This is a genomic window from Halalkalicoccus sp. CGA53 (assembly GCF_036429475.1).
Lineage (GTDB): Archaea > Halobacteriota > Halobacteria > Halobacteriales > Halalkalicoccaceae > Natronorarus > Natronorarus salvus.
In genome coordinates this window covers 242,881-257,545 of the sequence record NZ_CP144124.1, presented here as the reverse complement: position 1 = coordinate 257,545, position 14,665 = coordinate 242,881, and the positions used below count along the sequence as shown (strand labels likewise).

The 14,665-nt window shown below is 56.5% G+C and carries 9 protein-coding genes; 6 read left to right on the top strand and 3 right to left on the bottom strand.

Going from position 1 to position 14,665, the window contains the following annotated elements:
- The 5 genes from V2L32_RS01040 (at position 1) to lrp (ending at position 10,561) form a co-directional block, all read left to right on the top strand.
- Positions 1–3,555, top strand: coding sequence for a VirB4 family type IV secretion system protein (locus tag V2L32_RS01040; protein ID WP_331232281.1), 3,555 nt, complete (start codon positions 1–3; stop codon positions 3,553–3,555).
- Positions 3,555–4,898, top strand: a complete 1,344-nt coding sequence (locus V2L32_RS01035) for a hypothetical protein (protein WP_331232280.1) — start codon at positions 3,555–3,557, stop codon at positions 4,896–4,898. The genes V2L32_RS01040 and V2L32_RS01035 overlap by 1 nt, the downstream gene beginning before the upstream one ends.
- Positions 4,895–7,966: a type IV secretory system conjugative DNA transfer family protein gene (locus tag V2L32_RS01030; RefSeq protein ID WP_331232279.1), complete on the top strand. Its 3,072-nt coding sequence runs from the start codon at positions 4,895–4,897 to the stop codon at positions 7,964–7,966. The genes V2L32_RS01035 and V2L32_RS01030 overlap by 4 nt, the downstream gene beginning before the upstream one ends.
- 606 nt (positions 7,967–8,572) lie before the next feature.
- Positions 8,573–9,856 carry a Cdc6/Cdc18 family protein gene (locus tag V2L32_RS01025; protein ID WP_331232278.1) on the top strand — a complete coding sequence of 428 codons (1,284 nt, stop codon included), beginning with the start codon at positions 8,573–8,575 and terminating at the stop codon, positions 9,854–9,856.
- A 246-nt stretch (positions 9,857–10,102) separates the two neighbouring features.
- Positions 10,103–10,561, top strand: coding sequence for an HTH-type transcriptional regulator Lrp (lrp, locus tag V2L32_RS01020; protein WP_331232277.1), 459 nt, complete (start codon positions 10,103–10,105; stop codon positions 10,559–10,561).
- A 149-nt stretch (positions 10,562–10,710) separates the two neighbouring features.
- On the opposite strand, the gene V2L32_RS01015 is transcribed toward lrp, so the two are convergent.
- Both V2L32_RS01015 and V2L32_RS01010 read right to left on the bottom strand, forming a co-directional pair.
- On the bottom strand, positions 10,711–11,133 hold the full coding sequence (locus V2L32_RS01015; RefSeq protein ID WP_331232276.1) for a TRAM domain-containing protein: 423 nt from the start codon (positions 11,131–11,133) through the stop codon (positions 10,711–10,713).
- Positions 11,134–11,460: 327 nt separating this feature from the next.
- A complete protein-coding gene (locus V2L32_RS01010; RefSeq protein WP_331232275.1) occupies positions 11,461–12,588 on the bottom strand; it encodes a transcriptional regulator FilR1 domain-containing protein in 1,128 nt (375 codons plus the stop codon).
- Between the two features lie 155 nt (positions 12,589–12,743).
- Here V2L32_RS01010 and V2L32_RS01005 point away from each other — a divergent pair, with 155 nt between their 5' ends.
- Positions 12,744–13,592: a geranylgeranylglycerol-phosphate geranylgeranyltransferase gene (locus V2L32_RS01005; RefSeq protein WP_331232434.1), complete on the top strand. Its 849-nt coding sequence runs from the start codon at positions 12,744–12,746 to the stop codon at positions 13,590–13,592.
- A 242-nt stretch (positions 13,593–13,834) separates the two neighbouring features.
- Here the strand turns inward: V2L32_RS01005 and V2L32_RS01000 are convergent, their stop codons facing one another.
- Positions 13,835–14,077, bottom strand: coding sequence for a phage repressor protein (locus V2L32_RS01000; protein ID WP_331232274.1), 243 nt, complete (start codon positions 14,075–14,077; stop codon positions 13,835–13,837).
- Between the last annotated feature and the right edge of the window lie 588 nt (positions 14,078–14,665).

The window sequence follows — 14,665 nt, the reverse complement described above, 5'->3', positions numbered from 1 at the left end:
ATGCCTACCAACACTGACACGGACCGAACCGATCACGCCGATTATAAGATCTTCACCGGAGCGTCCGGCGACCAGGTGGTCTTCGGCGTGAGCAAACTCGAGCTCGGGGCAGCGTTGCTCCCCGGCGCGGCGCTGTGGTTCGCCGCCCGGCAGTTCGTCCCACCGGGGCCGCGAGCGCTCGTCTACCTGACGGCGATCGTGTGGACGTTGATCGGCGTGTCGTTCGTCTTGGCGAAAGAGCCCTGGATGAACGCTCGCGAGTACGTCGAGATGATCCTGCGGAACTACACCCACCAGAACATCATGCTATACGACAGAGATCCCGAGAGCTCCGGCATCGAACAGCCCACGAACGACTCGATTCTCGCCCGGATCGCCCGGCTTCCCGGCGTCTCCGCGATCCCGTACGTCGGCGGTGCTGGGTCGATCGATGAGAAGGCCGAGGACGACGGGCGCCGGCCGAGAGCGCAGGACCTCGTGCAGTTCAAGCGCGCCTACTACGGAACGCCCGCGATCGAGACGGACGAGGGTCACCTTGTCGGTGCGCTGCGCGTCGAGCCGGCCAACATGGTCACGGCAGGGCCGGAAGCATGGGAGCGTCAGGTCAGGGTCTACGCGAAGATCCTCGACACGGCGCTCTCGGGCTCAATCCAGGTCGTCGAGTACATGAGGATGGTCGACTACACCCCTCGGATCGCGAATTATCAAGAACGGCGGTCGGAGATCATCGCGACCGGTGACGGCCTTGCCCCGGCGGCGGAGATTGACTACGAGGATCTCCCGGTCGGCAAGAAGGTCCACGCCGATCTCTGCGAAGAGCGCGCGGAGGTGGTCACCGACTACGACCTCTCGACGCTCGTGGTCGACCCCTACGTGATTGTGGAGGTCAAACCCGAGGACGTCGTCGGAAAAGACGACATAGAGGGCGGGCTGGCAAACGTGCCGCTCGTCGGGCGAGCGTACAAGAACCTGAAGCTCTATCAGCTCCGTCAGAGCGGCGAGCACGTCCCCGAGATGAAACGCCTCCTGGAGGACCGTCTCGACAGGCTGGCCTCGAACATCCAGCGACTCGACGGCGTGGGCGCGACGGTGATCCCGTCGACGAAGCTCGCGCAGGTCGCGGCGGACCACTACCAGGCGGCGAACGCCTACGCCTACACCGACTACGAGTCACTCGTGCGGCAGAGCCCGGTCGTCGTGCCCTCGGAGGGCACTGCCCCCGCGCTCGATCCAGAGGCCGACCCCGACTACGCGAGCGATCCCGAGTACGAGCTGACCTACTCACATCTCGACGTCGAAGCCCGGCGCGACCGGATGGACACGCTCGCCAAGACCCACTCTCGGCTCGCGATCGCCGAGAAGCACGCCAAACTCGTTGCGATGGACCGCGAGAGCCATGGGACTCCCGAGCCCGGCGAGACCCCTGACGACCCTGAACGCCCGCTATCGCCCGACAACCCGGCGGAGGCTGACGTCGACGGTGCGCGAACGGCCGAGGCCACCGACGGCGGTGTGGATACACAAGGGCCGGCGATCGAGTGGGGATCGGACACCCCGGCCGTTGACCCCGGCGTGGTTGACGTCGCCGTAACGGACGAGGAGCTCAACGAGCAGTTCCGCTCGCTACTCGCTCCTGAGGAATTCGACCGCTCGGAGAACGAGTACGTTCGTGTCGATCGCGAACTCTACTCGGCGACGATGTTCATCTCCGAGTGGCCGAAGAACCCGACCGAGGGCATCCTGGAAACGGTGATCCGATTCGACGATCCCGAGGTCGCGGTGAACGTCGCGACGCACATAGACGTAATGGACCAGCAGAAGGCCGAACGGGAGCTGGCCGATCTCGAGGACGCGTTGAAAGATAAGGCCGAGCGTGTCGAGGACTCGAAATTTTCGATGTTCGCCGACCGCTACCGAGAGGAGCAGCAAGAGGCGAGCGCCATGCTCCGGTCGTTCCTGGCGAGCGAGCACGATATGTTCGAGGCACAAACGTACATCGAGGTGCAGTCGCTCTCGGATGACGCGCTCACGCGGGCAATCCGGTCGATCAAGAGCAAGCTCTCAGACGAGGGTGCTCGCGTCACCGTCCTCCACCGGAACCACGATCGGGGCTATCAGACGCTCGCGCCGGCGTGCCAGGACAAGATCGGCCAGAAGGTGAAGATGAGAGCCGACGGGCTCGCGACAACGAACGCATGGACGACCCAGAATCTCTACGAGGAGAGCGGCGTCGAGTTCGGGGACAATATGGCGACGAACGAGCCGATGGCTGCGGACTTGTTCGCTCGCGACGGTGGGTACAACTGGGCGATCGTTGGGAAGACCGGCGCGGGGAAGACGATCACCTCCTCCGAAGTGATCTGGCGACAGAAGACGCTCAACCCCGAGATGTTCGTCGCGGTGATCGATCCACTTCAGGAATTCGCGAACCTCGCTGAGATCTTCGGTGGTGAGCGGATCGTGATCGGCTCGACCTACCTCAACCCGTTCGATATAGCCCCCACGCCGGAGGACAAGCTCGACGTCGTTGGCCAGGACGCGCCGTACCGTCAATGGGTCAATAAGTGTGTAGATTTCATCGAACTGTACTACGCTGCGGAGGGTATGTCGCTTCGCGGAAAGCGCGGCGTGTGGAAGCAGGCGATCAAGAAGGCCGGCGAAAACTACGGGATCGGCGAAAACCCCGAGTCGCACGCCGCCGAGTGGCGCGAGCGCAACGGCTTCTCCGGCGACTGCCCGACGCCGCTCGATGCGATCGACGTGATCCGCGAGATGGCTGAGGACGCCGGCCCGTTCGTCGACGACGGGGGGAACGAGAAGATGGTCGCTGAGCGGGAGGGGAAGGCGATCGAGATCGTGAACAACGAGGTGGAGGCGTTCAAGCCCGGCGGCGAGCTCGAGCACCTCACACATCAGACCGACGTCGATCTCGCGGACGTAGATTTCGTCTACGCCGATCTCCAGACCAAAGAGGGCGACGAGGAGGGTGGCGGCCTCATGATGCACTTGCTGCTCGACCTCTTCTACAACGAGGTGAAGACGCGTTTGGAGCGCGGCATGATCTTCTGCGACGAGTTCCACTACCTCCTCCGGGACGACACCACGGTGAAAAGCCTAAACCAGAAGTACCGTCACCACCGCCACTGGGATCTCTCGATCGGCGTTGGGACCCAGAGTCACAAGGACTGGTTCGGGACGGACTCGGAGGGGAACGTCCACCTGACCGACAACGCGCAGGTCATGCTCGAGCTTACGACGACACGGATCTACCAGTACGTCGAGGGCATGGGGCCTGAGTGGGCCGACGACCTCGGTCTCACTCCCGAGGAGACGGAGATCATCAGCGAACTTCAGAAGGGGAACGCCGCCGAGGGGTACTCAGAGGCCCTCGTCCACGTCGACGACGAGGGCTGTTTCCCGGTTCGTATCGTCATGGACCGCGAGCAGAACCCTCGCGAAGCCACGGCGCTGATGTACGACCCCTCGAAGCACGGCGAGGACTACGAGGAGTACCTTCGCGAGCACGACGACGTCTGTAACTGGAGGTGGACCTGATGGGCTGGTTCTCTGAGACCGCTCAGGGAGCCGTAAAACGCTGTCTCGGACGTGTCAGCCCGTACGGGACGCTTACGCTCACCGAGGACGCGATCGCCGACCTACGGCAGCGCACGCCACCACGTCACGCCGTCTCGATTCAACCGAACAAGGACGGCGGCGGCATCGAGAACGGGATCGACCTTCTGACCGCCGTTCACTCGGCCCGATCGCGTGGCCTGCCGATGCTCAGCAAGTCCGACGCCCCGACCCATGCCTACGAAATGCGGAATATCAACGGGAAGATCGGTTTTCAGTACGTGATGGGTCGGAAGAAAGATCAGCGTCAGCTGGAGCGCCAGCTCGAAACCTTCTACCCGGACGCGCATATCCAGGTGAGTGAGCACCCTCACCCAGGACTGCTTCCGCTCCAGGAGGGGCGCCACGTCGCGGTCGCGACGCTCCGGCTCCGGCAGCGCGAGAACGGAAAACACCTCTACCCGATCAAGCACGTCGACGTCGAGGGCTTTGAGAACGATCCCTACGGCTCGATCACCGCCGAGATGATCGGCGAACGCGAGACCGACGTTCAGACCGACGTCGCCGTGCAGGTGATCTTCCGCCCGGCATCGGCGAAGTGGTGGAAGGGTGGGCTGCTGTCGGCTGGGATCGACGACATAGCCGACGAGCTGAAACAGCCGCACAAGGAGTTCACCATGGTCGACGCGCTGAAGTACGAAGCGCGACCCGAACAGTCGAGTCTCGAAGGCGAGGAGCGCGAGCCCTCCGATCAAGACCTCCGGGCTTCGAAGATTGTCCGGCGACAGCGCGGCGAGAAAGGCTTCCGGCTGAACGTTCGAATCCTCGCCGTGTCGGACGACCCGGAGGAGGCGATCGCCCGTGTCGACGAGACCGCCGAGATGTTCGAGGGGTACTACGAGTCGACAACCGAGCAGGGCTTCGAGCCCGTTCCCCGGAAGGGCAAGGACATGAAGGCCGTCCTTCGGCAGGCGTTCGCTCGCGAATGGGCCGACGAGAAGATCGTGATGGGCGTCCGCAGCGCTGCGGGCCTGATGCACATTCCGAACGAGACGATCAACACCCAGAACGTCGAGTGGTCGCTCACCTCCCACGCCGGCGACGTCCCCGCCGACGCGGCCAGATTCTCCGACTATCAGACCGAGAGTTTCGAGTGGAAGAAAGAGGACCGTTCGCACCAGTTGGCAGATGAGCGCTGGCAGTACGACGTCGCGGCGATCTACGACGAGAGCGAGCAGGGCCCACCAGAGGAGCCTGAACAGAACGACCTCGAGGACTCCGGTCGGACTGACAGCGAGGATGAGCCCTCGGAGGCGACAGCATGAGACTGAACCCGTTTTCCGACGACGACCCGGCGACCGATCCACAGAGCTTCGGCCCACGGATCGTTGGCGACGACGACCCGTCGAAACCGGTGCTTATCAACGGCAAGGAGTGGATGATCCACCGGTACGATCCCGCCGAGGAGGAGGTCGACGCCTTTGCCGGCACGTGGCCTCGCGCCATGATCGAGAACGCCCAATACGCGCCTGAGCAACCGCTATGGATCGGCGTCTCCGAGCGCACCGGTCGGGAGGTGCCTGTCGAGTTCGACCGGCTGTTTCGCCACATCTTCTACGGCGGTACCACGGGGTCCGGGAAGACGACGAAGATGTACAACGACGCGACGGCGCTCATGTACGCCGGTCACGGAATTTGCGTGATCGACCCGAAGGGCGACGACATCTATGGCCTGCTTCGTCGAGTTCCCAAGGACCGGTGGAAGGACGTGATCTACATCGCACCGGGCGACGATTATCTCGATCGCACGGTCGGTTTCAACATGTTTCAGACCTACCACGAACCCGGTGAACCAGGATTCGACGAGGAGATCGAGGGGATCGTCGACGACTTCAAGGAGCTGATTGCCGCCGGCGAGTACTGGGGTCCGAGAATGGACCGGATCATGAAGACCATGGTCCGGGGCATGATCCGCCATCCCCGCGAGTTCACGCCGATCGAGATGTACTACGCGCTCCTCGACGAGGAGAACCGAAAAGAGTACGCGAACCTGATCGGTGACGAGATCGACGACGATGACATTCTGTTCCTTCAGGGATTCACACGGCGGATCGCTGACGAACTCGGGGACAGCGAGATCGACCCACTGCTTGGCCGGTTGAAAGACTGGGTTGAAAACCCCATGACCCGGCAGATCATCGCCCAGCGTGAGAGCAACGTCTCGATCGCCGAAGCGGTAAACGAGGGAAAGATCATCATCGTGAAGAATAACCTGCCGGATGAGGCCAAGCGGATGGTCGCGACGGCGATCATGCGTCGAATCTGGACGTGCGTCTGCGACCGAATCAGCGAGTCGGAGAAGAAAGTTCGTGAACTCTCCGGAATGGATGAGCCAGGAGTCGGCTACGATCCGTTCTTCCTGATGATCGACGAGTGTCACACGGTACTCACAGAGGCCTCGAAAGTCGAAACGATCCTCTCTGAAGCGCGATCGAAGCGCCTGAGCTTAATGCTCGCGACCCAGTATCTCCACCGCCTCGAGGACGAGACTCAGCAGGCGATCCTCCAGAACTGTAACACCCTGCTCGCGCTGACAACGAACCTACCGGAGGAGGCGCGCGTTCTATCGAAACGCTTCGGTGGGGCCGATCCAGACGACCTAACGAACATCCCCGACTACCAGGCGCGGACGAAGCTCAACAGTGAAGATGACGCCTTTCTGGCGATGCTCACCCCGCCGTACCCACCGCTTCATTCGATCGAAGACGTGTTTCACGGCCTCATCCAGGGATCGACCGAACGTTATGGCGTCCAGAGACAGTCGGGCCGGGAGATTCTCGATGAGATGTTCTTCGCCGCGACCCCCCGCTCGAAGGCCGCCGATGCTGCCGGCGTAGGCGACACGCAGACGGTCGGACCTGATAGCGACGAGCCAATGGACGTTGAGCAAGCGGAGACGGCTCGCATGGCGCTGAAGGCTGTCTACGACATGAGCATCAAGGATGGTGATCGGGGTGAGGCAATCCCAAACGAACTTGCTCACGAGGCCATCGCGACCGCGACGGGAACCGCGCCGAGTCAGGCGGCAAACCTGATCGAACGACTCGTCGGTGTTGGGGCCCTCGATCGAAAGGCTGGCGAAGACGGCATGACCGTGCAGGTCACCCACGACGGACGCGGCGTGATCGGTCTCGAAACGGGGAGCGGCGGATCGGGTGGGACCGACGCTCACCGCTATCTGCTCCGGCGGGTTTACGAATGGGGGACGCGCTACGGCTATGATATGGACCTCCCAACCCAGGACGGCGACGAACTGCCGGACGCCATCGGCGAGGTGCCGCCGGACGTGGTCCCACCGGGCGCGCTCGAAGCGCTTACCGAGGACGAGCGCGAGCAGATCCTCCGTTCTCGGCTCTCCAAGGAGTATCCCCAGATTCTGGCGCTCTCGGGCACGGGAACGCTCTACATCGAAGCCGAGTCGAAGGGGCTTACGAAGCCTGGCGGTCCGATCAAGAACGCCGCGAAGGCACCCAGTCCGGAGCAGCTGCTGTTCGTGGTATCGGATGGTGGAAGCGACGGCTTCACGAAGCACGCCGAACGGCTCGCAGGGATCTTCGGTTCGGACGGTGACGCGCCATATACGGCGTCACGGACGCCGGAGGATGCCGCCCGAAAGTTCTACACTCGACGTCGCCACGACACGCACCCGGAAGCCGACGTCGAGCACTTCGCCGTCCTTCCGGGCGACGTCTCCACCGAGTGGATCGAGACCGGAGATGGCGAGATCGTCTGTCGAGAGCGTGGTGGCGGTGAGACGTTCGCCCGGTTCGGCGGACCCGACGAGTTCCGAGATCGCGATCCGACAGACTACCCGGCTGTGAGCTACTATGACTCTGATCGGGAGGTCTACGTCGTCGAGCGTGGCGGGGAGGTCGAACGTAAGTACGGTGGGAAGGGCCCGCTCCAAGACGATTGGTCGTACATCTACGATCCCCTCGTGCCTGAAGTCCTGTTCGGAGAGTACGGGAGCAACGACGTCCCCGACCCGACCGAATGGCGGATCGCGGTCGTCCCTAACGACGATCGGGAAATGGACGAAGATCTCGTGATGTATGGTCCCGAGACAAGTAAGCTCTCCTCGGTCGAGGCGTGGTGTGACGATCGTACTGATGACGTGGAGATATGCGAACCAGTTTCCGATGAGAGTGATTCCGAGGGGATTGCCATACTATCTGAGCCATCGGTCGATAAGCAGGTAGAACAGTCCCCGCCGGATGTGCCACCCGAGGAGGAGTCAACGGCAGGTGACGTCGTGGACACGAGCGAGGGAGTCGACTCAGACGTACAAAAGGAAATCGACGACCGTGAAATGGACTATTACGATCAGTTCTGAAGCTCCACATCCCCGCCGTCACTGTTCTGCTTGCCGTTTTAGTTTGTGACCGTAGCATCGATTGGACCGAGCGAACAGAAAATTGGATGGCCTTGTGCAACAAGAGGCAGTAGATCGGAGTGAGTGTTGCACAAGGTTAAACAGTACAATCGAAGGTACCGATGATAGTACCGAACCACGGTGGACCACTCACACAGCGGTTTTCCTGAGTTCCGCACGAGACGATCTACGAGAAGACGAGCAACCATCACATCACACCCTTATAAATAGAGTGAGATTTTAGAAGGATAACTCAGGAAAACCGCTGTCAGACGTGCCCCTGTGTTCGTGTTTTCTCGTTATCTACTACCGGTAACTACTACTACTACACCTAGTTATAAGTAGTATAGTAGTAGTAAGCATGGTGGAAATGAAGTGAAGGTGGTTCCCTCATGCGTTTAACTCAGGAAACCCGCTGTGAGAGATGGTCCGTACAGCGATTGGACTATCTCTTCGGGTGGGCAACTCAGGAAAACCGCTGTGTGAGAGGTAACTTATTCGGGAGTCTCAAGAAACTCAGGAAACTCCGGAAACACTCATGTATGTGCAGGTGTGATTGACACCAACATGGACGAAGTGGACTCGATATTCGAGGACGAGGTAGAACTAATAAAGAACGCTAACGTCCTCGAGGAGGATTATACCCCTGAAGAAATCCTTTGTAGGGACGACGTGTTAAAACAGTACACTAGTGTTTTCAAACCTATCTACAAAGGACGCCCTCCTCAGAACGCATTCCTGTATGGGGATACCGGGGTCGGAAAAACGGCAGCGACGAAGTATCTTCGAGAGAATCTAGAGCGAGATATCGAGCTCAAAAACGAGCAGCTTGATGAAAGCGAGCAGATCACTCTCAATGTCGTTTGGATCAACTGTGAGAATTTCACCACTGGAGATCACAAGACTTCCTCGTACCAGGTCGCCGTTGGAATCGTGAACCGGCTACGTGATAAGGGGAATCGAATCACTGGAACCGGGTACGCCCCACAGGACGTCTACGATATCATGTACGAGGAACTGGACAAGCTCGATGGTACAGTACTCGTGATTCTCGACGAAGTAGACAAAATCGGGAGCGATGACACGCTTCTCTACGAGCTTCCACGGTCCAGGGACATCGGCTACGTCGAGAATGTTCGCGTCGGTGTTGTGGGCATCAGTAACGACTACACGTTCCGGAAAAACCTCTCACCAAAGGTGAAAGATAGCCTCTGTGAAACCGAAATCAAATTCCCAGCCTATAACGCAGAAGAGCTCTCTCAGATTCTTCGGGCTCGGGCAGAGATCGCACTCTATGAGGACTCATATAATCAGGAGACGATCTCACTGTGTGCAGCGCTTGCTTATCAGGAGGCGTCGGGGAGTGCACGCCGAGCGATTCGACTTCTTCGTCGGTCAGCTGAAATCGCTGAAGAAAAGGGCTCTGAGCAGATCGAGGAAGTCGATATCCGTCAGGCCGACAAGGATCTAGAGTACGGTAACATCGTCGAGTCGATCGTTGATCAAGACGACGAGAAACTCTACATTTTGAAAGCCCTCGCTCACCTCGACGAGGCGGGTCTCACACCTGCTCGCACGCGTACAATTCATTCGGCGTACGCTCAAGTTGTTCACAACTACAACACTGCAAGCGGAAAGGCCCCGCTTACCCAACGAGGCATGTTCAACCACCTCTCAAAGCTCGTGATGTTTGGATTTGTGAATACGATAGATCACAACAAGGGGGTTGGTGGGGGTCAGTGGAACGAGCACGAGTTTAGCGATGATGTAGACTCTGAAAAGATCAAACACGCCTTCGAAGAACGTGATCTTCCTTGGATCACCATCGATGTTCATAGAGTCGAGACGTAACTCCGGAAAACTGCTGTTGAACCCCTAGCAGAACGGCAGTAGGGAGGTTCATGAGTCATATATCGAATTCCAGTCCTGTATGTTGGGAGTATACGAAATCCAGTTGTATTATATAATATCTATGTTCACTCCTATCGTGTTGTTTGGATCGAGTGATTTCATTACGTCTGCTCTAGAAGAAAGATCCAACATTTCTGCTTTGTATATTCACAACAATTTTGTCCTCTGGCTTGATACGGGTGGTCAATGACGTATGAAAACCTCGATTCGAAGCTCGTGAATGCCCTCTTAGATGACGGGCGCGCAAGTCTACGAAGCCTCGCCGATAAACTGGACGTTTCCGTGACAACGATCTCGAATCACCTCTCGGATCTCGAAGAACAAGGCGCGATCATGGGGTACACCCCGAAGGTGGATTACGATATACTCGGCTACGACGTCACAGCCATTCTTCATTTGAAGGTCGAAGGAAATGCACTTGAGGAGGTCACCGAACGGCTCGTGGGCGAAGAGCAGCTTACGAGCGTCTACGAGGTCACTGGTGACGACGATATCGTCGCGATTGGCAAGTTCCGCGATACCGATGACATGAACGATCAGATCAAGTCCTTACTGAGAGATTCGAATATCAAGGCAAGCAATACGAGTGTCGTACTGAATGCACCGGTCGAGAACAACCAGTTCAAACTCAAGATCGACGAGTAACGGTGACGAGCCGAGAGTAATCAACTGCTCTGATAAAACACCGGCGCAATTGAAACGGCTGTTCTACACTTGGAGCCTGGTAGAGATGCGAAATCTCGGGATTTCACTCACAGCCTTACACTCTGTAAATCCGTATGAGATCCAGTCGGTCACTCGTGACCGCTAATCATCTCTGCAAAACCGACGGTCTTTCGGACGTCTTCGATTCGGACGGTGAGTTCGTCACCCGGTTCGCCACCGGGAACAATCACGACGTAGCCACGTTCGACTTTCGCAATGCCATCACCCTGGTCGCCGATAGCCTCAATCGTAACGGTTCGAACGTCGCCCGCTTTGACGGGTGGACCCTGGGTGCTCTTGGATTTGGATTCAGTATGAGCCTCGCTCGAGTCGGTAGCCTGTTCAGATCCATCAGGCGGTTTGATGATCGCGACGCGATATTGTTCACCAGACCGAATTGCCGGATTTGATCTATCGATCTGGTCTGCAGGTAGCTTGATCAGATACCGACCGTCTCTCTGTTCGATCTCTGAAGAAAAAAGCAGTCGAAGAGTGTCTGGAATCTCGATCATAGGAACGATTCCGAAGACTCTGGTGATAAATTATCGGGTTTCAATACGTCTACGCGGTTGGGTTCGTATAAATGGTCCTCAAGGATTGCAAGCTGGGATACGGACGTAAAGGCTTATAGAGAGGTAATTAGCTGATGAGTGCACTTTATCCGATTTTACATTCAAGCCTGACCGGGCTCGATATTGTCGACAGTGAGTGCAAGGTCGAGAGCGTGACCGATCACAGGATGGCCAGAGGGGCTTGGAGGGATTTCTGGTTGTGATGCCATACTGCTTCACCAAATCAGAACTGTAAGAATATATTGGTGAGCTACCCTTCTCAGGCTCTTACGTGGTGTTGGAGGCTCTGTTCGCGAGTGAGGGATCAACTGGATCAATCGACTGCTGCCGGTAGTATTTGTATTTCTTGTTCGCCCACTCGATCAACTCATCGTTCGAACTGATAATCACAGCAACATGGTTGCCATCGCCGATTTCGTTATATGCACCTACCGCTACTTTTCGATCATCATAGAGTCCAATTCCTAATGTAAGTGGTTCCTCAAGCCGCGTCAGAGTATAATTCTCGTGCTCCGAATTATCAAATAGATACCAAAGGTTTTCGTCTTGTGAGATTCGTTCATAGACGGAGGCATCGACGATTGGCTCCAGTGTCACGCCTAATTTAACGAGCTTATGATAAGCTTTGAACAAGGTGGGTTGAAACACGGAGGTCACAATCCGGAAACGCCGAGTACGGGGATCACAAAGCTTGAGAGCAGCATCGACCACCAGACCTGGTGAGGCAGCTTCGGAGAACACCAGATCGGCATCAGCGAGGGCATGTGTCGGAAAGTCCGGTAGGTCTGTCGAAAGCCGCTGTAGAAACGGTGCCTTAGCGATTGCTTGTTCGCTTCGCTCAATAAGATCCTGGTATGCGTATAAAGCGTCCTCGCCATCACGAATGAGATGGTATTTTCCCGATCGCGACTCACACCATCCGTAATCTTCGAACGCCTGAAACACACGCCAGATCGTTATCCGGGCCGGTGAGTCAGGACTAGCGTTCGCAAGCTCGCGCGGTTCTGTTGGGCCGGTTCTGAGAAATTGGAGCAATTTGAATGGCCGAGGAGATCGAGAAAGGAAAGCGAGCTCTTCGCGGGTAATTTCCTCAAGACAGTTCTCGACTGATTCAAGTGCGAATTTTCCACCGTATGTAAGGACATACCGGTGATCTCGGTCCAGGTCAACTAAAGCGCACCTCATAAATTCGGAGAGATACTCAGACGCCGTCTGCCGTGTCACTAATCCACGATCTTCTATACCTGAAGGTGTTACTGGTTGTTCATCGATCGCTCGTAAAATATCGAGTCGAGCCGAATCAACGTATTCATTGATGGCTTCACGAACTATGTGTTGCTCACCAGTGATTGGATTTGTGACCGCCGGATCTTCGTAAACGTGGTTATCGTTCATCTTTCACGACAATCTGGAACGCTACCTTGCCATTTCGGTTTTCACCCATAATATTGAACGTAACGATGGAGATGAGTATATAATTGGTATTTTCTTGAACGACCCTATACGTGCATTTCGGCTTCCTTTTAGGCAAGGATGTGAAGATGCTGATAATGGTGGTAGTGGATAACGTTCGTGGTGTCGTCGAACTCACTCGACCAGTAAACGCAGTCGTAGCTGGGATATTGACCTTCACGGGAGCGTTCGTTGCCCAGGGGAGCAATGTTATCAATAGCGCAGAAGCCGTTGTCATCGCGACTATTATAACAGTTCTAGCGACAGCAGCGGGGAACGCCATCAACGATTATTTCGATATCGAAACGGATCAGGTTAACAATCCAGATCGACCACTACCACGCGGGTTAGTTACCCCAAATACCGCTTTCGTCTTCAGTATCGTGTTATTCGTTAGTGCCGGTGCGTTGGCGCTCACATTGCCGATAATCGCTACCGCTATCGCCGTTCTCAATATTATCCTTCTTGCTGCCTATACGGAAATCTTTAAAGGAATACCGGGGGTTGGGAACGCTGTAGTGGCGTATCTCGGTGGGAGTACGTTTCTGTTTGGAGGCGCAGCGGTCGGTGATATTGCTGCACCCGGTGTGTTATTTGTGCTAGCGGCATTAGCAACATTTAGCCGAGAGGTGATCAAAGACGTCGAAGACATAGAGGGCGATCAGAAGGAGAGGATAACTACTCTGCCTCTTGTCATTGGAGAAAAGCACTCACTCGTTATCAGTGTAGTATTCCTTTGTCTCACAGTCGCAATTACGCCAGTTCCATATCTGTTAGGGATGTTTGGAGTGATCTATGTTCTTCTCGTAATACCCGCGAACGGGGCGATGCTATACGCCGGTTATCTTAGCTTCAACGATCCCACAGCTGGGCAATCTCTCCTGAAGTACGGAATGTTCCTAACCGCTGCAGCGTTTATTGTTGGTCGAACCACAGTTATTCTCTGAAGTGCCCTCAGTAGCAATCCAAAGCATAATATTTCTCAAACCAATTTCACGGGAGGTGACACTGTAACCTGGGGTGAAATTATGATCCTCGCATCGAGATGAATTTGCTATGGTCGATGGCGATTCCCAAGTACAAAGGAAGGAAATAAGAACTCAGGTTCGTAGTTGGAGAGCAGATAATCAGCCTCAGAAGCACAGAATCGCCATTCTTAGTCTTCCAACTCGGGATCAAGGGCTTCGATCTACTCAGTGGAAACCTCGCCCACAAGGAACTGCCTGCCGAGATCAGAGAGCTCGTAGAGTCCATTGTCGTGTTGATCGAGTAGCCCAGCATCCCGCAACGCTCGGAGTCGACGTCCGATGTATCCAGGGTGGTACCCGAGATTCTCTCCAACAACCTTGGGAGAGACCTGGATATCATGGTATTCGAAGAAAGAAAATAATGGATAATCGCTTTTTGCAAACCACTCTACACGCTGGACCATCGCTTGCAGAAAGGTTCGTGTCACCCCTCAAAAGCATATCTGATCTAATAACACCTCGTGCTAGAATAAGGATGAGGACATCCGCGTACGTGGACAAAGTTCAGCGTATAATTCGAGATATACATACAGACGACACGCTACCGGCGATGATCACTGCGCGAAAAGCGAGCGTGATGATCGACTGGGAGGATCGCACGCTCGTTGGGTGCCGTTTAGGAGGAACGACAGATGCTACAACGAACTCATAAACTAAGACAGTCACTCCAAGTGGCCAGGGATTGGCCGTCGAGCGGCGTAACTCCGGAATCGGGGATTGTCTCTATGCTCTCAGTTGCCAAGCCGGGACATAGTGACTGCCCCCGACGGAGGGCGTCGTTTGACAGTCGATCGATCCCTCTGAGAAGTATCGACTACGACCATCATAGAATCCAACAGCACCCGCTTTACCGATATTCGCTCTCGGAAACGAGTGCTGCCAGACCCTACTATCATGACGCCATCAAAACCATCGTCCGGACTTGATAAAACAGTTACTCATACGAACGATTGCTCTACCGATCGGGATACCGATACAGAGCAGCCGAGCGA

Excerpts from the sequence above, each read along its gene's own strand:
- V2L32_RS01040 (WP_331232281.1), top strand. The coding sequence starts at position 1 with ATGCCTACCAACACTGACACGGACCGAACCGATCACGCCGATTATAAG.
- V2L32_RS01030 (WP_331232279.1), top strand. The coding sequence starts at position 4,895 with ATGAGACTGAACCCGTTTTCCGACGACGACCCGGCGACCGATCCACAG.
- V2L32_RS01010 (WP_331232275.1), bottom strand. The coding sequence starts at position 12,588 with ATGAACGATAACCACGTTTACGAAGATCCGGCGGTCACAAATCCAATC.
- V2L32_RS01000 (WP_331232274.1), bottom strand. The coding sequence starts at position 14,077 with ATGGTCCAGCGTGTAGAGTGGTTTGCAAAAAGCGATTATCCATTATTT.
- V2L32_RS01005 (WP_331232434.1), top strand. The coding sequence starts at position 12,744 with ATGGTGGTAGTGGATAACGTTCGTGGTGTCGTCGAACTCACTCGACCA.
- lrp (WP_331232277.1), top strand. The coding sequence starts at position 10,103 with ATGACGTATGAAAACCTCGATTCGAAGCTCGTGAATGCCCTCTTAGAT.
- V2L32_RS01025 (WP_331232278.1), top strand. The coding sequence starts at position 8,573 with ATGGACGAAGTGGACTCGATATTCGAGGACGAGGTAGAACTAATAAAG.
- V2L32_RS01035 (WP_331232280.1), top strand. The coding sequence starts at position 3,555 with ATGGGCTGGTTCTCTGAGACCGCTCAGGGAGCCGTAAAACGCTGTCTC.
- V2L32_RS01015 (WP_331232276.1), bottom strand. The coding sequence starts at position 11,133 with ATGATCGAGATTCCAGACACTCTTCGACTGCTTTTTTCTTCAGAGATC.